This is a genomic window from Flavobacterium ranwuense (genome assembly GCF_004349315.1).
GTDB lineage: Bacteria > Bacteroidota > Bacteroidia > Flavobacteriales > Flavobacteriaceae > Flavobacterium > Flavobacterium ranwuense.
In genome coordinates this window covers 28753-52011 of the sequence record NZ_SMLH01000004.1, presented here as the reverse complement: position 1 = coordinate 52011, position 23259 = coordinate 28753, and the positions used below count along the sequence as shown (strand labels likewise).

The 23259-nt window shown below is 34.0% G+C and carries 23 protein-coding genes; 20 read left to right on the top strand and 3 right to left on the bottom strand.

The window, feature by feature from the left end; translation table 11 throughout:
• From infA to carA, 8 genes are all read left to right on the top strand, one after another.
• Positions 1–216: a translation initiation factor IF-1 gene (gene infA / locus E0I61_RS08465; protein ID WP_007136545.1), complete on the top strand. Its 216-nt coding sequence runs from the start codon at positions 1–3 to the stop codon at positions 214–216.
• A gap of 12 nt (positions 217–228) precedes the next feature.
• Positions 229–345 carry a type B 50S ribosomal protein L36 gene (gene ykgO / locus E0I61_RS08460; RefSeq protein WP_008992256.1) on the top strand — a complete coding sequence of 39 codons (117 nt, stop codon included), beginning with the start codon at positions 229–231 and terminating at the stop codon, positions 343–345.
• A gap of 2 nt (positions 346–347) precedes the next feature.
• Positions 348–722 carry a 30S ribosomal protein S13 gene (rpsM, locus tag E0I61_RS08455; protein WP_091203660.1) on the top strand — a complete coding sequence of 125 codons (375 nt, stop codon included), beginning with the start codon at positions 348–350 and terminating at the stop codon, positions 720–722.
• An 8-nt stretch (positions 723–730) separates the two neighbouring features.
• Complete coding sequence (gene rpsK, locus E0I61_RS08450; protein WP_024981527.1) at positions 731–1114, top strand: 30S ribosomal protein S11; 384 nt, start codon at positions 731–733, stop codon at positions 1112–1114.
• Between the two features lie 90 nt (positions 1115–1204).
• Positions 1205–1810, top strand: coding sequence for a 30S ribosomal protein S4 (rpsD, locus tag E0I61_RS08445; protein ID WP_091173719.1), 606 nt, complete (start codon positions 1205–1207; stop codon positions 1808–1810).
• A 21-nt stretch (positions 1811–1831) separates the two neighbouring features.
• Positions 1832–2824, top strand: coding sequence for a DNA-directed RNA polymerase subunit alpha (locus E0I61_RS08440; protein WP_039110214.1), 993 nt, complete (start codon positions 1832–1834; stop codon positions 2822–2824).
• Positions 2825–2855: 31 nt separating this feature from the next.
• Positions 2856–3341, top strand: coding sequence for a 50S ribosomal protein L17 (gene rplQ, locus E0I61_RS08435; RefSeq protein WP_099713438.1), 486 nt, complete (start codon positions 2856–2858; stop codon positions 3339–3341).
• Between the two features lie 316 nt (positions 3342–3657).
• Complete coding sequence (carA, locus tag E0I61_RS08430) at positions 3658–4758, top strand: glutamine-hydrolyzing carbamoyl-phosphate synthase small subunit (RefSeq protein WP_131995804.1); 1101 nt, start codon at positions 3658–3660, stop codon at positions 4756–4758.
• An 85-nt stretch (positions 4759–4843) separates the two neighbouring features.
• Here carA and E0I61_RS08425 read toward each other — a convergent pair whose 3' ends face one another.
• A complete protein-coding gene (locus E0I61_RS08425; RefSeq protein ID WP_132070693.1) occupies positions 4844–6181 on the bottom strand; it encodes an erythromycin esterase family protein in 1338 nt (445 codons plus the stop codon).
• A gap of 397 nt (positions 6182–6578) precedes the next feature.
• On the opposite strand from E0I61_RS08425, the gene eno reads away from it, so the two are divergent.
• The 4 genes from eno (at position 6579) to ctlX (ending at position 11304) form a co-directional block, all read left to right on the top strand.
• Positions 6579–7871, top strand: a complete 1293-nt coding sequence (eno, locus tag E0I61_RS08420; RefSeq protein ID WP_131995789.1) for a phosphopyruvate hydratase — start codon at positions 6579–6581, stop codon at positions 7869–7871.
• A gap of 156 nt (positions 7872–8027) precedes the next feature.
• Positions 8028–9311, top strand: a complete 1284-nt coding sequence (locus tag E0I61_RS08415; RefSeq protein WP_131917013.1) for a citrate synthase — start codon at positions 8028–8030, stop codon at positions 9309–9311.
• Between the two features lie 65 nt (positions 9312–9376).
• Entirely contained in the window at positions 9377–10291 is a 915-nt protein-coding gene (locus E0I61_RS08410) for a dimethylarginine dimethylaminohydrolase family protein (RefSeq protein ID WP_132070691.1), read from the top strand.
• Positions 10292–10368: 77 nt separating this feature from the next.
• Positions 10369–11304 (top strand): citrulline utilization hydrolase CtlX, encoded by a 936-nt coding sequence (gene ctlX, locus E0I61_RS08405; RefSeq protein WP_132070688.1) that lies wholly within the window; start codon positions 10369–10371, stop codon positions 11302–11304.
• Between the two features lie 52 nt (positions 11305–11356).
• Here ctlX and E0I61_RS08400 read toward each other — a convergent pair whose 3' ends face one another.
• Entirely contained in the window at positions 11357–11986 is a 630-nt protein-coding gene (locus tag E0I61_RS08400; RefSeq protein ID WP_131995780.1) for a MarC family NAAT transporter, read from the bottom strand.
• 146 nt (positions 11987–12132) lie between these two features.
• Between E0I61_RS08400 and E0I61_RS08395 the strand changes: the two genes are divergently transcribed.
• Positions 12133–12498, top strand: a complete 366-nt coding sequence (locus E0I61_RS08395) for a CoA-binding protein (RefSeq protein ID WP_131996090.1) — start codon at positions 12133–12135, stop codon at positions 12496–12498.
• Positions 12499–12594: 96 nt separating this feature from the next.
• Here E0I61_RS08395 and E0I61_RS08390 read toward each other — a convergent pair whose 3' ends face one another.
• Entirely contained in the window at positions 12595–14103 is a 1509-nt protein-coding gene (locus E0I61_RS08390; protein ID WP_132070686.1) for a sodium:solute symporter, read from the bottom strand.
• Between the two features lie 143 nt (positions 14104–14246).
• Between E0I61_RS08390 and recR the strand changes: the two genes are divergently transcribed.
• The 7 genes from recR to E0I61_RS08355 all read left to right on the top strand — a co-directional run bounded on the left by recR (position 14247) and on the right by E0I61_RS08355 (position 23206).
• Positions 14247–14867, top strand: a complete 621-nt coding sequence (recR, locus tag E0I61_RS08385) for a recombination mediator RecR (RefSeq protein ID WP_131995774.1) — start codon at positions 14247–14249, stop codon at positions 14865–14867.
• 71 nt (positions 14868–14938) lie between these two features.
• Positions 14939–15730, top strand: coding sequence for a polysaccharide biosynthesis/export family protein (locus E0I61_RS08380; protein WP_131995771.1), 792 nt, complete (start codon positions 14939–14941; stop codon positions 15728–15730).
• A 15-nt stretch (positions 15731–15745) separates the two neighbouring features.
• Positions 15746–18208, top strand: coding sequence for a polysaccharide biosynthesis tyrosine autokinase (locus tag E0I61_RS08375; RefSeq protein ID WP_132070684.1), 2463 nt, complete (start codon positions 15746–15748; stop codon positions 18206–18208).
• Between the two features lie 24 nt (positions 18209–18232).
• The gene (locus E0I61_RS08370) at positions 18233–19222 is read left to right on the top strand and encodes an SDR family oxidoreductase (protein WP_132070682.1); all 990 of its coding nucleotides are present in this window, start codon (positions 18233–18235) and stop codon (positions 19220–19222) included.
• 53 nt (positions 19223–19275) lie between these two features.
• Positions 19276–20667 carry a UDP-glucose 6-dehydrogenase gene (locus tag E0I61_RS08365; protein ID WP_132070680.1) on the top strand — a complete coding sequence of 464 codons (1392 nt, stop codon included), beginning with the start codon at positions 19276–19278 and terminating at the stop codon, positions 20665–20667.
• Positions 20668–20836: 169 nt separating this feature from the next.
• Positions 20837–21301, top strand: coding sequence for a UpxY family transcription antiterminator (locus E0I61_RS08360; RefSeq protein ID WP_131995762.1), 465 nt, complete (start codon positions 20837–20839; stop codon positions 21299–21301).
• A 621-nt stretch (positions 21302–21922) separates the two neighbouring features.
• Positions 21923–23206, top strand: a complete 1284-nt coding sequence (locus E0I61_RS08355) for a nucleotide sugar dehydrogenase (protein ID WP_132070678.1) — start codon at positions 21923–21925, stop codon at positions 23204–23206.
• Positions 23207–23259: the final 53 nt, after the last annotated feature.

Sequence of the window (23259 nt, the reverse complement as noted above, 5' to 3'; positions counted from 1 at the left end):
ATGGCAAAACAATCAGCAATAGAACAAGACGGATCTATCATTGAAGCATTATCAAATGCAATGTTCCGTGTAGAGTTAGAAAATGGACATATTGTAATCGCCCATATATCTGGAAAAATGCGTATGCATTACATCAAATTATTACCTGGTGATAAAGTGAAACTAGAAATGAGCCCTTACGATTTGTCAAAAGCAAGAATTACTTATAGATATTAAAGGATATTCAAAATGAAAGTTAGAGCTTCAGTAAAAAAGAGAAGTCCCGAGTGCAAAATTGTGCGAAGAAAAGGGAGATTGTACGTAATAAACAAAAAGAATCCTAGATTTAAACAAAGACAAGGATAATTATGGCAAGAATAGCAGGGGTAGATATCCCAAAAAATAAGAGAGGTGTTATAGCACTTACCTATATCTTTGGATTAGGAAAAAGTAGAGCTGTTGAGATTTTAGAGAAAGCTCAAGTTAGCCAAGATAAAAAAGTTCAAGATTGGAATGATGACGAGATCGGAGCAATTCGTGAGGCGGTATCAACTTTCAAAATTGAAGGAGAATTACGTTCTGAAGTTTCTTTAAACATCAAACGTTTAATGGATATTGGATGTTATAGAGGTATCCGTCATAGAACTGGTCTTCCTTTAAGAGGACAAAGAACTAAAAACAACTCTAGAACAAGAAAAGGTAAGAGAAAAACTGTTGCCAACAAGAAAAAAGCAACTAAATAATAAGTAATATGGCTAAAGCAACTGCAAAAAAACGTAAAGTTATCGTTGAATCAACGGGAGAAGCTCATATTTCTGCTACTTTTAACAATATCATCATTTCTTTGACAAACAAAAAAGGTGAAGTTATTTCTTGGTCTTCAGCTGGTAAAATGGGTTTTAGAGGTTCTAAAAAGAACACTCCATACGCAGCCCAAATGGCAGCAGAAGATTGTAGTAAAGTAGCTCTTGAAGCTGGACTTAAAAAAGTAAAGGTTTATGTAAAAGGACCAGGAAACGGACGTGAGTCTGCTATCCGTTCTTTGCATAACGGTGGAATTGAAGTGACTGAGATTATCGATGTTACTCCAATGCCTCACAATGGATGTCGTCCTCCTAAAAGACGTAGAGTTTAATTATATATTTAAGTATAACTAGGTAGAATATACGATTATCGAAGGATATGACCTGAATTCATAATCTCTACCTTAATTTAATTTTTAGAAATGGCAAGATATACTGGTCCAAAAACTAGAATTGCTCGTAAATTTGGCGAAGCAATCTTCGGAGATGACAAATCTTTCGAAAAAAGAAATTACCCACCTGGACAACACGGGATGGCTAAAAAAAGAGGTAAAAAATCTGAATATGCAATCCAGTTAATGGAAAAGCAAAAAGCTAAATATTCTTACGGAATTTTAGAAAAACAATTCAGAGGTTTATTCAAAAAAGCATCAGCTACTAAAGGTGTTACTGGTGAAGTTCTTTTACAATTATGTGAAGCAAGATTAGATAACGTAGTTTTTAGAATGGGTATTGCTCCTTCTAGAAGAGGCGCTAGACAATTAGTTTCTCACAGACACGTTACCGTTAACGGTGATGTAGTAAATATTGCTTCTTACCACCTTAAGCCTGGTGATAAAGTTGCTGTTCGTGAAAAATCTAAATCATTAGAAGCTATCGAACGTTCTTTATCTAATTCAAGTCATGTTTATGAATGGATTACTTGGAATAATGATATCAAAGAAGGTACTTTCGTTTCTGTACCTGCGAGACTTCAAATCCCAGAAAACATTAAAGAACAATTAATCGTAGAGTTGTACAACAAATAATAATTGACTTAGTCGAAATTTATGGCAATATTTAATTTTCAGAAGCCCGATAAAGTTATCATGATCGATTCAACCGATTTTGAAGGTAAATTTGAGTTTAGACCTTTAGAACCTGGTTACGGATTGACCGTTGGTAATGCACTTAGAAGAGTTTTGCTTTCAGCATTAGAAGGTTATGCAATTACATCTGTTCGCATTGAAGGTGTAGATCATGAATTTTCTACTATCTCAGGAGTTGTTGAAGACGTTACCGAAATTATTCTTAATCTAAAACAAGTGCGTTTCAAACGTCAAATTGAAGATATAGATAATGAATCAGTTACTATTTCTGTTTCAGGTAAAGATCAATTAACAGCTGGTGATTTTCAAAAATTCATTTCAGGTTTTCAAGTTTTGAATCCAGAACTTGTTATCTGTAATTTAGACAGTAAAATCAAACTGAATTTCGATTTAACAATCGAAAAAGGTAGAGGATATGTTCCTGCTGAAGAGAACAAAAAACAGAATGCTGCAATTGGAACTATTTTTACTGACTCAATTTTTACTCCGGTAAAAAATGTGAAGTATGCAATTGAAAACTTCCGTGTAGAGCAAAAAACAGATTATGAAAAATTAGTTTTTGAAATAAAAACTGATGGTTCTATTAATCCAAAAGACGCTCTTACTGAAGCTGCCAAAGTTCTTATTCACCATTTCATGTTGTTTTCTGACGAAAGAATTACACTTGAGGCTGACGAAATTGCACAAACAGAATCGTATGATGAAGAATCATTACATATGAGACAATTGCTTAAAACTAAGCTTGTTGATATGGATTTATCTGTAAGAGCATTAAATTGTTTGAAAGCGGCTGAAGTTGATACACTTGGTGATTTAGTATCGTTCAATAAAAATGACCTAATGAAATTCCGTAATTTTGGTAAAAAATCTTTAACTGAGCTTGATGAACTTGTTGCAGTTAAAAATTTAAACTTCGGAATGGATTTAGCAAAATACAAACTAGATAAAGAATAATCTAAGCCGCAAGGTTTAAATTTACATAGCAATGAGACACGGAAAAAAATTCAATCACTTAAGCAGACAGACTGCACATAGAAAATCTATGTTAGCTAATATGGCTTGTTCTCTTATCGAGCACAAACGTATTAACACTACTGTCGCTAAAGCAAAAGCGCTTAAACAATTCGTTGAGCCGCTTATAACAAAATCTAAAGCTGATACGACTCACAACCGTCGTATCGTTTTTGCTTACTTACGTAGCAAATATGCCGTAACTGACTTGTTCAGAGACGTAGCTGCTAAAGTAGGAGACCGTCCAGGTGGATACACTCGTATCATTAAAGTTGGAAATCGTTTAGGAGATAATGCTGATATGGCAATGATCGAATTAGTAGATTTCAATGAACTTTACAATGGTGGTAAAAAAGAAGTTAAAAAAGCAAAAAGCCGTCGTGGTGGTAAAGCTAAGAAAGATGAAGCTACTGAAGCTCCAGCTGCCGAAACTGAAACAACTACAGACACTGCTGAGTAATTATGAAAATAATCATTCAATAAAAATCAAGGATAAGCTATTTATAGTTTATCCTTTTTTTTTGATTTTTTCGGAGCAAAAACCTTGGGATTTAATTGCGTATTGTCCTGCTGTTCATTGTATCTTTTGCTTTTAAAGAAAAAGCAAAAGGATGCCATTACCATCAGGGCTAGATTAGAATGTTTTTATTTTACAAAAAATTTCAAAAACTTGCATCCATTGCTTTAAAGGATTAAATTTGCACAATATTTAACTACAGATGAAACGAGCTTTGCGAGTTCCATGAGACTATTAAAAAAATAATAGAAATCAACGAATGAAATATACAACACGACAAAAAGCAATTCTTCTATTAAGTGACGGAACCATATTCCATGGTAAATCTATTGGAATTAGTGGAACCACTTTTGGAGAAGTTTGTTTTAACACAGGAATGACAGGTTACCAAGAAATTTTTACTGATCCCTCTTATTTTGGACAGTTAATGGTAGCAACTAATGCCCATATTGGGAATTATGGGGTAAATGAGAAAGAAATTGAATCAGATAGCATTAAAATTGCTGGATTGGTTTGTAAAAATTTTAGTTTCAATTATTCTCGGGAAGATGCTTCAGGGAGTTTAGAAGATTACTTTATCAAACAAAACCTGATCTGCATATCTGATGTAGATACGCGTGCTCTGGTAAGTTACATTCGTGATAACGGAGCGATGAATGCGGTAATTTGTACGGATGAAACTTCAATTGAAGATTTGAAAATTGCATTGGCAAAAGTTCCTGACATGAATGGGTTAGAATTAGCTTCTAAAGTATCAACTAAGGAACCGTATTTCTTTGGTGATGAAAATGCAACCTATAGGATTTCCGCTCTGGATTTGGGAATAAAAATGAATATCCTTCGCAACCTTGCCAAAAGAGATTGTTACATCAAAGTATTTCCTTTTGATTCTTCTTACCAAGATTTAGCCGCATTTAATCCAGATGGTTATTTTTTATCCAATGGACCTGGTGATCCTGAGCCACTTTCTGGTGCTATTCAAGTTGCAAAAGAAATCCTTGAAAACGATAAACCTTTATTCGGAATCTGTCTTGGACATCAAGTAATTGGTTTGGCAAACGGAATTTCGACTTATAAAATGTTTAATGGGCACAGAGGAATCAATCATCCTGTAAAAAACATCATTACCGGAAAAGGAGAAATCACTTCTCAAAATCATGGTTTTGCCGTTAACAAAGAGGAGTTGGATAATCATCCTGATTTGGAAATTACACATCTTCATCTAAATGACGGAACGGTTGCCGGTATGCGTATGAAAAACAAAAATTGTTTCTCAGTTCAATACCATCCGGAAGCAAGTCCCGGTCCACATGATTCTTCTTATCTTTTCGATCAATTTATTGAAAATATAAAAGGTTAAAATTGGAATAATTCCCAAGATTAGATATTTATAATAGTAGGGTTTGACTTTAATTAAAAGTCAAACCCTTTTTTATAAAGTATACTTACATCCCAAAAGGATATGTTTCAGGAATTTGGTTTCCATCTGGCTGAATGTGTATGGGATGTAATGCGCTTGTTTCGTTTATAAAAATAAAGACATCGTATCTTTTGGGTAGTATTGTAGGGACATAATTCCCGAATCTTTCGTGTTCCGGATTATAAACAACTCCTATTGCGCGATGTCCTATATAGGAAGAAAGGCACTTTTCATCCTTTACTTTATTCATTAATAACAATTTATTTTTTCCATTGCCAGCAAGATGAAAAGCATGTTCCCAGCTTCCTACCACGGCTTCAGGAACTTTTATTTTTCGCATGGAATCGCCCCATTCTCTACCTGCAACTACACTTCCTTTGTAAGAGCCAAATCCTACGGCAACAACACCTTCTGTAGCGTTTTGTTCTCTCAATAATTGTCCAACATTTACCATTCCTTCGGAAGCCATTTCTGTAGCACGGGCATCACCGATGTGGGTGTTATGTTCCCAAACTATGATTTTCGCATCCTTTCCATGGAATTTCATAAGCCGTTGTATAGTGGAAACCATGTGTTCATCTCGGATATTCCAAGAGGTGGAACCTCTTTTTATCATGGCGCGATAATACTTTTCAGCATTTCTGGCAATGAATGCATTTTGTTCTGTGCTCAAAACATTTTCTGCATCATGATTGTAGTTGGGGACATTTTTTATGATTTCCGTAAGCATGTGCAAGATTTCTTTCTCGCATAATTCCGGAACGTATGAAGAGGCTCTGGCATAAGATTGCCCTTCGTCTTTATTGTAAGGCTCGAAACATCTCATTGCTGTTTTTGCAATTGCGAGTGCTTTTGGGTCATTTTTTTCTAAATATTGAATGATCGAATTCATGGATTCTCTGAAACTATATATATCTAATCCATAAAATCCGATTCTTTGATCTATAGGGAAATTTTCGTTGAAAACCTTGAGCCAATCTATGAATGCTGCTGTTTCCCAATTTGCCCAAATCCAAGTAGGCCATCTATTAAATTCATTCATCACGCTAAAGATGTCTTTCCCGGAATCTAAATATCCTTTTGCATACCGATTTAAGCGATAACAATCAGGCCAATCTCCTTCAACTCCTACAAACGAAAAACCCTTTTCCTGAATTAGCCGTTGTGTAATTTTAGCTCTCCAGGTATAATATTCATGCGTGCCGTGTGAGGCTTCACCTAAAAGGACATATTTTGCATCTCCTATATGGTCAATTAATGGGTTTAAATCTTCCGTATTTTCCAATGGAGTGGCTGTTCTGTTTAATAAAGCTACAATTTCACTAGAATTGATTAAATTGTTACGATTTTCTGAAGCTTCCATCACATTTTTATTTTTTAATTTAGAAATTGAATTGTCAAAATTGCTAACTAAGAAAAATACAATATAAAGTACATTTTTTGGTTTTTAAAAAATTACATAAATTTAATGTATATAATTGATAATCAGATATTTTGTATCAATTTACTTGTTGTAAATAATTTGTTTTAAGATGAAATAAGTATTATTAAGTTTTAGTCAATGTGATACACGTTTGTTTAATTAGATTTTAATGGAATTGGAAAAAGTAACAGATAATGTAAAAATAAATTCTTAAAATAATTTAAATGTTTTGTTTGCAAAAAAATTATAACGTTTTCGTTAATAACATTCATTATTTTCATAAAATCATTCCAAAAGATAGAATATATTTGTATTTTAAAATTTAAAATTTTAGTATATGAGTATTATTATCAAAATTCACGCAAGACAAATTTTCGATTCAAGAGGAAATCCTACAATAGAAGTAGATGTAATTACAGATAATGGTGTTTTAGGAAGAGCAGCAGTACCATCTGGAGCTTCAACTGGAGAACATGAAGCAGTTGAATTACGTGATGGAGGAAAAGCATTTCTTGGAAAAGGAGTTTTGAATGCAGTGAAAAATGTTAATACTGTTATTTCTGAAGAACTTTTAGGAGTTTCTGTTTTCGAACAAAATCTTATTGATCAGATGATGATCGATTTAGATGGCACTCCAAATAAATCAAACTTAGGGGCAAATGCAATTTTAGGTGTTTCTTTAGCTGTGGCAAAAGCGGCTGCTAATGAATTAGGATTGCCATTATACAGATACGTAGGTGGTGTTTCTGCAAACACATTACCGGTTCCAATGATGAATATCATCAACGGGGGATCACATTCTGATGCGCCTATCGCGTTTCAGGAATTTATGATTTTCCCTGTGAAAGCAACTTCGTTTTCACATGCGATGCAAATGGGAACTGAAATTTTTCATAGCTTGAAAAAAGTGTTGCATGATAGAGGGCTTTCTACTGCTGTAGGTGATGAAGGTGGTTTTGCGCCAAATCTAGCTGGAGGAACTGAAGATGCTTTAGATACTATCAAAAAAGCGGTAGAGACTGCCGGTTATACTTTTGGTGATGAAATCATGATTGCTTTAGACTGTGCTGCTGCAGAGTTTTATGTAAATGGTAAATACGATTATTCTAAATTTGAAGGAGAAACTGGGAAAGTTAGATCTTCTGCGGAGCAAGTAGAGTATTTAGCCGAATTAGTGACTAAATATCCTATCATTTCTATTGAAGACGGAATGGATGAGAATGATTGGGATGGATGGAAATTGCTTACGGATAAAATTGGAGATAAAGTACAATTAGTTGGGGATGATTTATTTGTTACTAATGTAACACGTTTGTCAACTGGTATCGAAAAAGGAATCGCGAACTCAATCCTTATTAAAGTAAACCAAATTGGAACTTTGACTGAAACTATTGCGGCTGTTAATATGGCTAAAAATGCAGGATATACTTCAGTAATGTCACACCGTTCAGGAGAGACAGAAGACAATACAATTGCAGATTTAGCAGTAGCGTTAAACTGTGGTCAAATTAAAACAGGTTCAGCTTCTCGTTCTGATCGTATGGCGAAATACAATCAATTATTAAGAATTGAGGAAGAATTGGGAAATACAGCTTATTTTCCTGGTAAAAATGCTTTCAAAATAAAATAATTTCTTACGATATTTTTATTTAAAGCCATTCACGTATTGTGAGTGGCTTTTTTTTATAATATTTAACAATATCATTGTATTATTCTCTTTTTAATTAGTGTTTAATTCCCTAGATTTGATAAATTATTATTTTAAAAGTTTATTTTCAATTATATTATGTCAAAAATAGCAACATTAGAAATTGATGGTAAAAAATTTGAACTGCCGATCATTGTAGGAAGTGAAAATGAAGTTGCCATTGATATTAACAAATTACGTGATTTATCAGGTGTAATTACACTTGATCCAGGTTATAAAAATTCAGGTTCTTGTACCAGCGAAATCACTTTCCTAGATGGTGAACTTGGAATTCTACGTTACAGAGGATATTCAATTGAGGATTTAGCAGAAAAAGCTGATTTCCTTGAAGTATCTTACCTTTTGATTTTTGGGGAGTTGCCTACTGTTAAGCAGTTAGCGCAATTTGAAACTGATATCAGAAAATACACTTTGGTCAATGAAGAAATGAAAAACATCATTGATGGTTTTCCTAAAACAGCTCACCCAATGGGTGTTTTAGCTGCTTTGACAAGTGCTTTGACAGCATTTAACCCTAAATCGGTAAATGTTGAGAATGAAAAAGAAATGTATGAGGCAGTATGTAAAACTATGGGTAAATTCCTAGTTATAGCAACCTGGACCTATAGAAAGAGCATGGGATATCCTTTGAATTATTATGATAATACTAAAGGATATGTAGAGAATTTTATGCGATTAATGTTTGAATTGCCTACAGAACCTTATACTGCAAATCCTGTAGTTATTGATGCATTAGATAAATTGTTTATTCTTCACGGAGATCATGAGCAAAACTGTTCTACATCTACAGTTAGGATGGTAGGTTCCTCTCACGCAGGATTATTTGCTTCAGTATCTGCGGGAGTATCTGCACTTTGGGGACCATTACACGGAGGAGCAAATCAAGCAGTGCTTGAAATGTTAGAAGAAATCCATAGAAATGGTGGGGATGCTGATAAATATATGGCTAAAGCCAAAGATAAAAATGACCCTTTTAGATTGATGGGATTTGGTCATAGAGTCTATAAAAATTTCGATCCAAGAGCGAAAATTATCAAAAAAGCAGCTAATGAAGTTTTAGCAACTTTAGGAGTTGAAGACCCAATTCTTGCAATTGCTAAAAAATTAGAAGAGTCGGCTTTAGAAGATGAATACTTCAAATCAAGAAACTTATATCCTAATGTTGATTTCTATTCTGGAATCATTTACAGAGCATTAGGAATTCCTACAGATATGTTCACCGTAATGTTTGCCATAGGTCGTTTACCGGGTTGGATCGCACAATGGAAAGAAATGCGTGAAAATAAGGAGCCTATCGGAAGGCCAAGACAAGTTTATACGGGTCACCCTTTGAGGGATTTTGTGCCAACAGATAAAAGATAAAATCAGTTTAAAAAGCTTCACAAATTAGTGAAGCTTTTTTTATATTTGTCAAAAGCTAAAAATACATGTTAGAATTAAATGTAAAGAATGAAACTTCGAGGCTTAGAGCAGTAGTTCTGGGTTCAGCAGTTAATAATGGACCTACGCCAAAGGCTGAAGAAGCCTATGATCCAAAATCATTAGAACATATTTTAGCAGGTACCTATCCGCTGGAGCAAGACATGGTGAATGAAATGGAAGCATTTAACACCGTATTGAAAAAATATAACGTGACGGTTTATCGCCCGGAAATGATTGAAAATTACAATCAGATATTTACAAGAGACATTGGTTTTGTGATTGATGATATTTTTGTAAAATCGAATATTTTGCCAGACAGAGAGCGAGAATTAGATGCTATTCAATATATAATTGACCAAATAGATCCTAAAAAAGTAGTTCGTCCTCCTGAGGAAGTTCATATAGAAGGTGGAGATGTCATGTTGTGGAAGGAGTATATTTTCATTGGAACCTATAAAGGAAGTGATTATAAGGATTATATTACTGCACGAACAAATGTGCAAGGAGTTCAATACATTAAAGACTTATTCCCAAACAAAATTGTTAAAGAATTTGATTTGGTAAAATCTAAAATTGAAGCTCGTGATAACGCATTGCATTTAGACTGTTGTTTTCAACCTGTTGGGAATGATAAAGGAATTATATATAAAAGAGGATTCCGTGAAGAAGCAGATTATTTGTTTTTGGTGAATCTTTTTGGAAAAGAAAATCTATTTCATATTACCAGAGAAGAAATGTATAATATGAATTCTAATATTTTTTCTATTGATACTAATGTTGTCGTTTCAGAAAGAAACTTCACAAGACTTAACAATTGGTTGCGCGCAAACGGTTTTGTGGTTGAAGAAATTCCATACGCAGAAATCGCAAAACAAGAAGGATTATTACGATGTACTACCTTACCTTTAATTAGAGATTAATTCGTAGAGACGCACTGTAGAGGAGCACTGCAGTGCATCTCTACAGTGCGTCTCTACAATAATAAAAATAAAAAAACATGAAACAAACAACAAATTTCATAATGATGATTCGCCCGGTTGCGTTTAGAATGAACGAGCAAACGGCAGTTAATAATTATTATCAAAAAGTAATAGACGGACTTTTGCCTGCAACCGTAAATGCCAAAGCGCAACAAGAATTTGATGATTTTGTCGAAAAACTAACAGCAGTTGGTGTTGATGTTACTGTTGTTGATGATACGTTGAATCCAGATACACCGGACAGTATTTTTCCGAACAACTGGATTTCTTTTCATGAGAATGGTGATGTAGCTTTATATCCAATGTTTGCAGAAAATCGCCGTGAGGAACGTCGCGAAGATATTTTGGATATCTTGGAAGATAAAGGTTTTGTGATTAAAAACATTGTTGATTATACATCGGCTGAAGAAGATGGATTTTTCTTAGAAGGAACGGGAAGTTTACTCTTGGATAGAGCTAACGCAAAAGCGTATTGCGCTTTGTCACCCAGAGCTGATGAAGAATTATTTATAGAATTCTGTGAGGATTTTGATTATGCACCAGTGATTTTTGAAGCTTTTCAAACTGTTGATTCCGAACGAAAACTGATTTATCATACCAATGTGATGATGTGCTTGGGAGAAACTTTTGCAGTCATTTGTGCAGATTGTATCGATGATAAAAAAGAACGCAAAATGGTTCTGGAGAATCTAAAAGAAAACGGTAAAGAAGTCATTTTAATCACCGAAGCCCAGATGAACAATTTTGCAGGTAATATGCTTGAAGTTCGTGGAGCAAATGATAAAAGATATTTGGTTATGAGTGCAGCAGCACATCAAAGTTTGACTCCAAAACAAATTGAGCAATTGGAAAAACATGCTGAAATTTTAAGCTCAAGTTTGGATACTATAGAAGCTTGTGGTGGAGGAAGTGCCAGATGTATGATGGCTGAAATTTTCTTGCCAAGAAATTAAAAAAAAACCGGATAAGATTTTGAATCTTATCCGGTTTTTTTATGGCTTTAATTTAGGTCAAATTCCCCTTTATAATATTGATAATTGCACTTACGATATATTGTATTCCTATCGCAATTACAATGAAACCTACAATTCTTGATATGGCTACAATTCCAGATGCTCCAAGTATTTTTGCCAAATAATGGGCACTTCTAAGGATGATAAAAATTGCAACCGCAATGGCAAGAATAGCAATTGAAGAAATAATTATCTCCATAGTTGTATTGTGTTCCTGATAAAACGCAATAAGTAAAGAAATAGAGCCAGGTCCAGCAAGCATAGGAATTGCGAGTGGGGTCAAGGCAATATCATTCCTTTTTTGTGCGTCAGTTTCTGCTTTTTTATTGATTCCTCTCTTTTTGTTAAACTTTCCTGAAAGCAAGGAAAATCCAGAACTCACAATGATAATTCCACCAGCAATTCTTAGTGCATCGATACTAATTCCAAAAAAGATCAAAACATATTGACCTATAAAAAACGAGACGATAAGAATAATAAATACATTTATCGCCGTCCATAAAGAAATTCGGGAACGTTCCTTTTTGGTGTCATTTTGTGTAAGTCCTACGAAAATAGGAACGGTACCAATAGGATTCAATACCGAAAAAAGTGCGACAAACAGATAAATAAATAGATCCATATTTTGTTTTTAAGATTGTAAAAATACTCTTTTTTTACTTTTTAATGTTAGGGCAATGTTTTTTCTTACTTTTATAACTAAACCTAATAATTGCTGAACTCATGGACCTTTTTCATTACTTTTGCAAAATATAATTACAGAAAATGATAAAAAATAAAAAAACGTTAGTTCTTGGAGCTTCTACAAAACCAGCCAGATATTCTTTTTTAGCGATTGAAAAATTGGTTTATAAAGGGCATTCTGTTCTGGCTATCGGTCAAAACGCAGGAGAAGTAGCTGGAATAAAAATCCAGACTAAAGCTATTCCGTTAAAAAATATCGATACGGTTACACTTTACCTAAATCCTTTGCGTCAGCGTGACTACTATAATTATATCGTTGAGGCACAGCCAAAACGTGTTATTTTCAATCCAGGTACTGAGAATCCGGAGTTCTATCAATTGTTGAAATTAAATGACATCAAAGTCGAGATAGCTTGTACACTGGTTATGTTGGCAACAAATCAATATTAGTTTTTTTTGGAGCTAGTTCCAGCTGTTCGCTATATCTTTTCTTGTTCCGTTAAAAAACGGAACAAGAAAAGGATGCCGCTGCCATCTGGGCTAAAACTAAAATCGTGTTCCAGATGTGGCATTTTTGCTAATCAACAGCAATCCAAGAAAAGTGATTAGTCCGTTTACGATTATCAGTTCGTTATCGAAAACATATCCAAAGAATAATGTTTTAGAATTTTCGCTGATAAAGTAAGTCACAGCCGGAGATAATAAGCATATAATTGGAACAAATTTGTCTTTGACTGTTTTTGATTTTACAAACAATCCAAAACAATACAATCCCAAAAGGGGGCCATACGTATAGGATGCGACCCTAAAAATCATTCCAACTACAGAATTGTCATTAATAGCATTGAAGAAAATAATGACCAAAAACATTAGAAATGAAAAGGTAATATGAACAAAATGCCTAGTTCGTACTACATTTGGTTTATTTAAATTCTCGGCTTTATCCATTCCTAAAAAATCTACACAAAACGAAGTCGTTAACGCTGTTAAGGCGGAATCCGTTGTGGCAAATGTAGCCGCTGTCAATCCCAACAAGAAAATAATTGACGGAATTAGTGTTAAGTGATTGAAGGCAATTTCAGGGAAAAGTAAATCAGTTCTGGGTTTTCCGGTAATTAAATCCGTTGGAACTTCTATCCCGTTTTTATTGGCGTAAATGTAAAGTAAAGCACCCACGCTGAGGAAAAAGATATTGATAAGGACAAAAATTCCGGTGAACGTAAACATGTTTTTTTGAGCTTCGCCAATGTTTTTGCAACTCAGGTTTTTCTGCATTAAATCCTGATCCAAACCTACCATGGCAATGGTAACAAAAATTCCACCCAGAATTTGTTTCACAAAATGGAATTTATTGGATACAAAATCTTCGAAGAAGAATACTTTAGAATAATTACTGTTTTTTACTTCTTCAAAAGCTTCAAAAATATTCAAATTTAAACTTCTGCAAATAAAGAAAATCGTTAAAAAGACTGAAGAAACTAAGAAAAAGGTTTGTAAAGTATCAGTGATAATAATGGTTTTTAACCCGCCCCGATACGTATACGCAAATATCAAAGCCAGCGAAATTAGAACCGTAACGGCAAATGGGATTCCGTAAAAGTCAAAAACGAATCGTTGTAAAACAATCACAACAAGATAGAGTCTGAAAGCAGACCCGATTGTTCTGCTAATCAGGAAAATGGTTGCGGCAGTTTTATAGGAATAAATTCCTAATCGGTGTTCAATATAACCATAAATTGAAGTTAGGTTCATCCGATAATATAGCGGCAGCAACACTTTTGCAATAATGACGAAGCCAATGGCATTACCTAGAACAAACTGAAAATACTTGAATTGTTCTCCGTTTGGAGAGCCAACTTCCCCCGGGACTGAAATAAAAGTCACTCCGGAAAGTGCCGTTCCAATCATTCCAAAAGCAACTAAGTACCATTTGGAATTTTTATTTGCTTTAAAAAAAGCATCATTTCCACTGTCTTTTTTACTTACAGCATGAGAGATGTAAAATAAAATTCCGAAATAAACGATTATAAGTATTAGAATGGTGCTGGGAGTCATTTTTTGAGTTTAAAGAGACCAAAATACGATTTTTTGTTTAATGGTTTAATTGTTAATTCGGTTATTTGAAAATGTACCAAATCATAAAATCGATTCAGCAAATAACCGATTAAACAAATAAACAAATTGCTACATTTGCATTTATGGAATTTTCTTCAAAACTTATAGAAAAAGCAGTGAATGAAATGTCTCAATTGCCAGGAATTGGTAAGCGAACAGCATTGCGATTAGTGTTGCATTTATTAAAACAGCCCAAAGAACAAACAGGTTTTTTATCACAGGCATTGGTTGCTATGCGTGAGGATATTAAATATTGCAATAGCTGTCATAATATTTCGGATAGTATACTGTGTGAAATTTGTGCGAATCAGAGCAGAAATCATCAAATCATTTGTATTGTTGAGGATATTCGCGATGTCATGGCAATTGAAAATACGGGTCAGTTTAGAGGGGTTTATCATGTTCTTGGAGGTAAAATTTCTCCTATTGACGGAGTTGGACCTAGTCAGTTAAATATTACTACATTAGTCGAGAAAGTAAAATCAGGTAGTGTAAATGAAATAATTTTTGCGTTAAGCTCCACAATGGAAGGAGATACCACTAATTTTTACATTTATAAACAAATCGCCGATTGTGAAATAATTATATCAACAATTGCAAGAGGGATTTCAGTAGGAGATGAACTCGAATATGCGGATGAAGTTACCTTGGGAAGAAGTATTTTGCAAAGAGTGCCTTTTGAAAAGTCGTTTAAAAATAATTAATCCATTTAATAAATAGTGATGCTTTTTAAATAGTAAATGAAAAGCTATATTTGTCGTTAAAAATATTGAAAATGAGCAAGTCTGTACTCTATTTGTTATTAGTTATTAGCGTGTTGTTTTCTTCTTGTATTCCAACCCAAGATTTAATTTACCTTCAGAAAAAAAATAATTCAGATGGTGAAACTATGATTACGGCAGTTGAATCAAAACCATACAGGTTGCAAACTAATGACGTTTTGAGTATTACCATAAAAGCAATTGATCCAAAATTAGTTGCTATTTTTAGTACTTCCAGTGAAGGAGTTGCAGTAGGTAAATCAGAATCGGGATTGTATTTTGACGGTTTTACGGTTGATGATCATGGTAATATAAGGATTCCGGTTTTGGGCGAATTAAATGTTATTGGGTACACACTGGATGAAATTAGAATTAGAGTTGAAAAGCAATTGTTAGCAGAGTATTTTAATAAGGAGGCTAATATTTTTGTAACTGTTAAATTAGCAGGTTTTAGATATGTTATTAATGGAGAAATTGGGAGCATGGGAACTAAAACTTTATTTCAAGAACAGGTAACTATTATGGAAGCTATTGCTAATGCTGGAGATATTACTATTACTGGGGATAGAAAAGCAGTTACAATTATGCGAAAAACGCCAACTGGAGTTCAAATGCAGGATTTAGATCTTACGGATATAAATGTGATGAAGTCACCTTATTTTTATTTACAACCAAATGATTATATTTATGTAAAACCACTTAAGCAAAAAACTTGGGGAACCGGAAAAACAGGAATAGAATCTTTGGGAACAATCATTACATTGTTATCTTTAGCTACAACTACTTTTTTACTATTAAAAAATTAATACAGCGTTCAAAAAATGTTAGATATAAAAGATTTTTCGATTTTTGAAAACCAAGTAAGCTTTGACTTTAAGGGATTCTTAATAAAAATCGGAAGTTATTGGAAGTGGTTTTTAATAAGTCTGTTAATCACTTTCACGATTGCTTATCAGGTGAATATCCGTAAAGAAAAAATTTACGGTATGGAAACACTTATTTCCGTAAAAGAAGAAAGCAATCCGCTTTTTACCTCAAATACCAGTTTAGTATTTAATTGGGGAGGTACTTCAGATCAAGTTCAGACAATCTCAACGACTTTGCAGTCCAGATCTCATAACGAACTGGTTGTGGATAAATTGCAATATTATATTAATTACTTAGTTCAGGGGAAATATAATTTGGTAGATGCTTATGGATCAGTTCCTTTTTATGTCAATATTGATAAATCAAAAGGACAATTAGCAGGAACCTTAATAGGAATTAAGTTTATAAGTGAAAATACATATGAAATCAGAATTCCGTTTGAGAACCAAAATGCTTCTATAATTACGTATTCTGATAATTCATACAGTAATACAGCAGTAGAAACAGGAGATTTTGTAAAAAGATATAAGGTTGGCGAAAAGGTTTCTTTGCCTTTTTTAAATTGGAAGTTGCAAATAAATGAAAATCCAGGTTTCTATAAAGGAAACGAATACTTTGTACAGTTTAACGATTTTAACGGAACGGTATCGGGATATAAAGGAATAAACGTAAGGTCGGATGATAAAAGTGGTTCCATAATTACCTTAGGTATGCAAGGAACTAACAAAGCAAGAATGGTTGAGTACTTGAACGCAACTGTTAAAATGCTTATCAAAAGACAATTAGATAGTAAAAACCAGTTTGCGACTAATACAATAGCGTTCATAGACAGTACATTGGTTACTATGGAAGCTCAATTAAAAGAGACAGGAAATGAGCTGAAGTCATTTAGAAAAGATAAAAATATCTATGATATAGAAGAAGGTGGAGCCAAGTTTTCGGATAAGATTTTAGAATTTGATGTTAAGAAAGACGAAGTTAATCGTAAAATGGCATATTATAATTCTTTGAAATCATATTTAAAAAACAGTGTAAACTATGCTAAACTTCCCGCACCTTCGGTTGCAGGAATTGAAGATCCAAATATTGTAGTGAATGTTTCGAAACTGATAGCGCTATCTACTCAAAGATCAGAAATGGCTTATGCTGTAAAAAGTGATAAAATATTTAAGGATTTTGACAATCAAATGGAAGCGGTCAAAAATGTTCTGTTAGAAAATATAGCAACAGCAAAGGCCTCACTTCAGTATGATTTAGCTATGGTGAGCAGCAAAATAAGTGAGACTGAAAGTACTATAAAGCAACTTCCGGAGGATCAACAAGAGCTCATTAAAATCAAAAGGAAATACGATTTAAGCGATAATATTTATAGCACCTTTCTTCAAAAAAGGAGCGAAGCCGATATTGTTAAAGCGGCAAATTTATCAGATGTTCATTTTATAGATCCAGCTAAGGATGTTGGCGCAGGGCTTATAGGGCCAAAAACATCAGTTAATTATGTATTGGCTTTATTTCTGGGATTACTTTTTCCATTGGTTTTTGTATTTGCCGTTTTCTTTATCAATAATTCGATTCAGAACACAGAGGACATTAGTAAGATGACAAAAATTCCTTTAATAGGTATTGTTGGGGTTAATAAAGAGAATACCAATTTAGCTGTTTTTGACAAACCAAAATCAGCTTTATCAGAATCCTTTAGAGCCATTCGTTCTTCTCTTCAGTTTTTATATAAGCAACAACATGTAGCTGGAGCAAAGACGTTGATGATAACATCTTCTGTAAGTGGAGAGGGAAAAACATTTTGTTCCATAAACATCGCTACGGTATTTGCACTTAGTGAGAAAAAAACAGTAGTTATAGGTCTGGATTTAAGAAAACCAAAACTGTCGGCTGAATTTAATTTATCGAATGAAGTTGGGGTAGTCAATTATCTGATAAAGCAAAAAACGATTGACGAAATCATAAATCATACACACATACCTTTTCTAGACGTTATTTTGTCAGGACCAGTTCCGCCTAATCCATCTGAAATGATTATGAGTGAAGGAATGGGAGAGTTGATAGGAGAGTTAAAGAAAAAGTACGATTATATTATTCTGGACACGCCACCAGTAGGTTTGGTATCAGATGCTTTGGAGTTAGCACAATATTGCGATGTTACCTTATATATAGTAAGACAGAATTTTACTAAAAAAGATATGATTACGCTGTTAAACCACAGAGTGAAACGCGGAGAGTTGAATAATGCCAGTATTGTTTTAAATGGTTTAGAGAATAAAGCAAAATATGGTACTGGTTATGGGTACGGTTATGGATACGGCTATGGTACGTATGCAAATGGATATTATGAAGAGGGTAGGCCTAAAAGTATTTATCAAAGAATAGCGCAAAATATTTTGAAAAAACATACGAAGTAATTGATTGTTTTAAAATAAAGACAGATGGAAGTAGAAACAAAAAGGTCCGTTTTAATTACAGGAGGTGCGGGATTTATAGGTTCTAATCTTTGTGAATATTTTTTGTCTAAAGGCTATAAGGTCGTTTGTTTGGATAATTTTGCAACAGGCTACAGACATAATTTAAAAGACTTTATAAATCATCCGAATTTTAGTTTGATAGAAGGTGACATTCGTAATGCAACAGAATGTCAAAATGCAGTGCTAGGAGTAGATTATGTTTTACATCAGGCAGCTTTGGGCTCAGTGCCAAGGTCTATTAATGACCCTGTTACTACGAATGACGTAAACGTTTCCGGGTTTTTAAATATGCTGATTGCCTCAAGAGATGCAAAAGTAAAACGATTCATATATGCGGCAAGTTCTTCCACGTATGGGGATTCGGAAGCTTTACTTAAAGTTGAAGCCGTAATTGGAAAACCGCTGTCTCCTTATGCTATAACAAAATATGTAAATGAGCTATATGCTGAAATCTTTAGCAGAACTTATGGTTTAGAGACAATCGGGTTGCGTTATTTTAATGTTTTTGGTCGAAAGCAAGATCCTAACGGAGCATATGCAGCGGTCATTCCCAAATTTGTAATGCAATTGATGCAACTAGAAAGTCCTAAAATAAATGGTGACGGGAACTATTCCCGTGATTTTACTTACATTGATAATGTAATTCAAATGAATGAGTTGGCCATGCTGACAAAAAATCCAGAAGCTATAAATACGGTTTACAATACTGCCTATGGGGACAGAAATACATTGAATAATCTAGTTGATTATTTAAAGGAATTTTTAGCGGAATATGATGAAAAAATTGCTACAGTTAAAGTAGAATATGGCCCTAATAGAGCAGGTGATATTCCACATTCTTTGGCAAGTATTGAGAAAGCCAAATTGCTATTGGGTTATAATCCAAAATATTCGATGCAAGAAGGATTGAAAGAAGCAGTTGGATGGTATTGGGAAAACTTGCGTGAAAAGTGAATAGTTAGAAGTGAGTAGTTAGAGGGAAATAGATATTGGAAAATAATAAAAGAATGAAAATCACAAAAATTTGTTGCATAGGAGCAGGATATGTTGGGGGACCGACAATGGCAGTTATTGCTCAAAAATGCCCACAAATACAAGTTACGGTAGTAGACTTAAATGAAGAACGAATTACTGCGTGGAATGATCAAAATGTAGATAATATACCCATTTATGAACCAGGTTTAAGCGAAATTGTTGCCGAAGCGAGAGGGAGAAACTTGTTTTTTTCTACCAACGTAGAAAAAGCAATAGACGAAGCTCAAATTATATTTATATCTGTTAATACGCCTACGAAAACCTATGGAAAAGGAAAGGGTATGGCGGCTGATTTGAAATATATTGAATTGTGTGCGAGACAAATTGCCAGAGTAGCTAAAGACAACAAAATTGTAGTTGAAAAATCGACACTTCCAGTTAGAACTGCTGAAGCGATTAAAAGTATTTTAGATAATACAGGTAATGGCGTTCAGTTTCAAATTCTTTCTAACCCAGAGTTTTTAGCTGAAGGAACTGCTGTTCAAGATTTATTGAACCCTGATAGGATATTAATTGGAGGCGATTCTTCTGACGAAGGACAAAAAGCGATTCAGGCTCTTGTAGCTGTGTATTCAAATTGGGTAGCTGCAGACAAAATATTAACCACTAATGTTTGGTCTTCAGAGCTATCAAAGCTGACTGCTAATGCATTTTTGGCACAACGAATTTCATCGATAAATGCAATGTCTGAGCTATGTGAAAAAACGGGTGCAGATATAAATGAAGTGGCAAAAGCCATAGGAATGGATAGCAGGATAGGATCAAAATTCTTGAAAGCTTCCGTTGGATTTGGAGGTTCGTGTTTTCAAAAAGATATTTTGAATTTGGTTTATATCGCAAAATCATATGGACTGAATGAAGTAGCTGATTATTGGGAACAAGTCATCATCATGAATGATCATCAGAAAAGACGTTTTTCTAACAATATAGTTCAAACACTTTATAATACAGTTGCCGATAAAAAAATTACATTTTTAGGTTGGGCTTTCAAGAAAGATACCAATGACACTAGAGAATCTGCGGCTATTTATGTTGCTGATGATTTAATAAATGAACATGCAAAAATTGCTGTTTACGATCCTAAAGTATCACATAAAAAAATCATAGCCGATTTAAATTATTTAGAAACCAGAGCTGCTTCAAATAATGCTACTAGTGTTAGTTCATTTGATACTCCTTATGAAGCCTGTCAGAATGCACATGCTATAGCTGTGCTTACGGAATGGGATGAATTTATAAATTTCGATTGGCAAAAAATATATGACTCCATGCAAAAGCCTGCTTTTGTTTTTGACGGGAGAAACCTGCTGAATGCATCGGAATTAAAAGCTATTGGGTTTGTATATCAAGCTATAGGCTCATAAATAATAGGATGCAAAGTAACAACAAAGCAACAACGTTAGAAAGAGGCAAAAGAACAAAGAGAAAAGGTTACAGCGTTACTAAGGAATGAAGCACAGGCGTATTCAGGTTTAGAAGTTTATTCTCAATCCTGACGCTGAAAACTAATTTTAGTACAATACAAAATACAAGATGAATTGGTATGTAGTTTATACAAAGCCCAAGTGGGAGAAAAAAGTTGCAGAACAATTAAAAAGCAACGGAATAGAGTGTTATTGCCCTTTGATTACACAAGTGAGACAATGGTCTGACAGAAAGAAAAAAGTGGAAGTGCCTCTTTTTAATTCCTATGTTTTCGTACAATTACCAGATTCTGAAAGGAATGCAGTGTTTCAGTCAGTAGGGGTGGTGCGTTATTTATTTTGGTTGGGAAAACCAGCTGTAGTTCGTGATGAAGAGATCAGTGTTATAAAAAAGTGGCTTACAACTTCGGATACTTCGGGGATTTCGGTGGCATCAGTACAAGTTGGAGATGCTATACAATTGGATTCCGGACCATTTTCAACTCAAAAAGCAATTGTCCAAGAGGTTACTAATACCCATTATGTACTGGTTTTGGAATCGTTGGGTTGTGTCTTGAAAATGAAACTTAAATAAAATAATAAGTATAAGAGGATTATTTAAATGGGTTATATGAGATACCTTTCTGTATCTTGATTTTGAATTTTTTTGTAAAAACCTAAATTATATTATGCTGCCAATACTTTTTAAAATAAATCCGGCATTAGATGACAAGCTTTCGCTAAATCCCTGAATAGAATCTGAAATTAATGGCAATTGCTATATTAACTTGATTACAGGTTTGTTCCTATATGTCCAAAATACAGGGATAAATTTTTTGCAATTGCCTTCTGATTTCATGTTTTTAAAATGGAATTGAGGCATTTCTGACACTTAAATCTCATGGTGCGTCACTGGTCTATAAAGGTTAATTTGAAACCACTTTTTCATGTTTTTTTTGTCACCAATTTGGGTGATTTTTTTTGGCGGTTTAATCAGTTTTTAAAATGTTTATTGCTGGTCTTTAGTTGTTTATGTTTTTGTTTGCTTTTTGTGAAAGCATCGTAGTATTTCGAAGGGTAAATAATAGATGAAAAATCGGCATATTGTACTTATATTTGCCCTCTTAAATTATTCTGGTTTCGGCTCATTTTTGTGAGTATGAATTGCGAAGCAGTATAATAAAGTTAACGATAGTTAATTATAATTGTTAAAAAAATGGATTCTAATACAAAAATAGCTGTAGTTGGTTTGGGTTATGTAGGTTTGCCATTGGCAAGATTGTTTGCAACCAAACATACTGTTGTTGGATTTGATATCAATCAGTCCAGGGTTAACTCCTTAAAATCAGGTACTGATACTACATTTGAAGTAGATGATATTACGTTGCAAAAAGTGCTATTGGAGCAACCAAGTAATGCTATTGGTTTATACTGCACTACTGATGTTAAAGACATTGCGGATTGTAATTATTACATCGTAACGGTTCCCACTCCAGTTGATAAAAATAATCGCCCAGATTTAACACCTTTATATAGGTCTAGTGAAACGGTTGGAAGCGTTTTAAAAAAAGGGGATATCGTTATTTATGAATCTACTGTTTATCCAGGAGTAACCGAGGAAGAATGTGTGCCTGTTTTAGAATGCGTTTCAGGATTAAAATTTAATGTAGATTTTTTTGCGGGTTATTCTCCTGAAAGAATTAATCCTGGAGATAAAGAACATACCGTAGAAAAAATTTTAAAAATCACTTCAGGTTCCACTTTCGAAATTGGACATAAAGTAAATAAATTATATCAGTCGGTTATTACTGCCGGGACACACTTGGCACCGTCTATCAAGGTAGCTGAAGCTGCCAAAGTAATTGAAAACTCTCAACGCGACATCAATATTGCTTTTGTAAATGAGTTGGCTAAGATATTCAATTTGATGAATATCGATACGCAAGCCGTTTTAGAAGCAGCAGGGACCAAATGGAATTTTCTACCATTTAAACCCGGTTTAGTTGGAGGTCATTGCATTGGTGTGGATCCTTATTATTTGGCTCAACGAGCGCAAGAGTTTGGTTATCATCCTGAAATTATATTAGCCGGAAGGCGATTGAATGACAGTATGGGCGAATATGTAGCTTCTCAAGTAGTCAAGCTAATGATTAAAAAAGGAATTTCGGTTAATGGCGCTACAGTGTTAATGCTTGGCATTACTTTTAAAGAAAATTGTCCAGATGTTCGCAATACAAAAATTGTGGATGTAATAGCCGCTTTAACGGATTATGGAATTACAGTGACGACTTACGATCCTTTAGCGAATCCATCGGAAGTACAAAAAGAATATAATTTAGTTACAACAAATTTAGTTCCGACTCAGAAATTTGATGCCGTAGTGTTAGGTGTTGCCCACCACCAATTTTTAGATTTAGATTTATCCATATTACAAAATACTATTAGTTTGTTGTATGATGTAAAAGGGGTTTTGGGTGATGCAGTTGATGGAAGATTATAATGGTCGGGTTTCGTTTTTCGACCAACGACCAACGATTATCGGATAACGAATAA

Coding starts and splice junctions, on each gene's coding strand:
- infA (WP_007136545.1), top strand. CDS start 1: ATGGCAAAACAATCAGCAATAGAACAAGACGGATCTATCATTGAAGCA.
- ykgO (WP_008992256.1), top strand. CDS start 229: ATGAAAGTTAGAGCTTCAGTAAAAAAGAGAAGTCCCGAGTGCAAAATT.
- rpsM (WP_091203660.1), top strand. CDS start 348: ATGGCAAGAATAGCAGGGGTAGATATCCCAAAAAATAAGAGAGGTGTT.
- rpsK (WP_024981527.1), top strand. CDS start 731: ATGGCTAAAGCAACTGCAAAAAAACGTAAAGTTATCGTTGAATCAACG.
- rpsD (WP_091173719.1), top strand. CDS start 1,205: ATGGCAAGATATACTGGTCCAAAAACTAGAATTGCTCGTAAATTTGGC.
- E0I61_RS08440 (WP_039110214.1), top strand. CDS start 1,832: ATGGCAATATTTAATTTTCAGAAGCCCGATAAAGTTATCATGATCGAT.
- rplQ (WP_099713438.1), top strand. CDS start 2,856: ATGAGACACGGAAAAAAATTCAATCACTTAAGCAGACAGACTGCACAT.
- carA (WP_131995804.1), top strand. CDS start 3,658: ATGAAATATACAACACGACAAAAAGCAATTCTTCTATTAAGTGACGGA.
- E0I61_RS08425 (WP_132070693.1), bottom strand. CDS start 6,181: ATGGAAGCTTCAGAAAATCGTAACAATTTAATCAATTCTAGTGAAATT.
- eno (WP_131995789.1), top strand. CDS start 6,579: ATGAGTATTATTATCAAAATTCACGCAAGACAAATTTTCGATTCAAGA.
- E0I61_RS08415 (WP_131917013.1), top strand. CDS start 8,028: ATGTCAAAAATAGCAACATTAGAAATTGATGGTAAAAAATTTGAACTG.
- E0I61_RS08410 (WP_132070691.1), top strand. CDS start 9,377: ATGTTAGAATTAAATGTAAAGAATGAAACTTCGAGGCTTAGAGCAGTA.
- ctlX (WP_132070688.1), top strand. CDS start 10,369: ATGAAACAAACAACAAATTTCATAATGATGATTCGCCCGGTTGCGTTT.
- E0I61_RS08400 (WP_131995780.1), bottom strand. CDS start 11,986: ATGGATCTATTTATTTATCTGTTTGTCGCACTTTTTTCGGTATTGAAT.
- E0I61_RS08390 (WP_132070686.1), bottom strand. CDS start 14,103: ATGACTCCCAGCACCATTCTAATACTTATAATCGTTTATTTCGGAATT.
- recR (WP_131995774.1), top strand. CDS start 14,247: ATGGAATTTTCTTCAAAACTTATAGAAAAAGCAGTGAATGAAATGTCT.
- E0I61_RS08380 (WP_131995771.1), top strand. CDS start 14,939: ATGAGCAAGTCTGTACTCTATTTGTTATTAGTTATTAGCGTGTTGTTT.
- E0I61_RS08375 (WP_132070684.1), top strand. CDS start 15,746: ATGTTAGATATAAAAGATTTTTCGATTTTTGAAAACCAAGTAAGCTTT.
- E0I61_RS08370 (WP_132070682.1), top strand. CDS start 18,233: ATGGAAGTAGAAACAAAAAGGTCCGTTTTAATTACAGGAGGTGCGGGA.
- E0I61_RS08365 (WP_132070680.1), top strand. CDS start 19,276: ATGAAAATCACAAAAATTTGTTGCATAGGAGCAGGATATGTTGGGGGA.
- E0I61_RS08360 (WP_131995762.1), top strand. CDS start 20,837: ATGAATTGGTATGTAGTTTATACAAAGCCCAAGTGGGAGAAAAAAGTT.
- E0I61_RS08355 (WP_132070678.1), top strand. CDS start 21,923: ATGGATTCTAATACAAAAATAGCTGTAGTTGGTTTGGGTTATGTAGGT.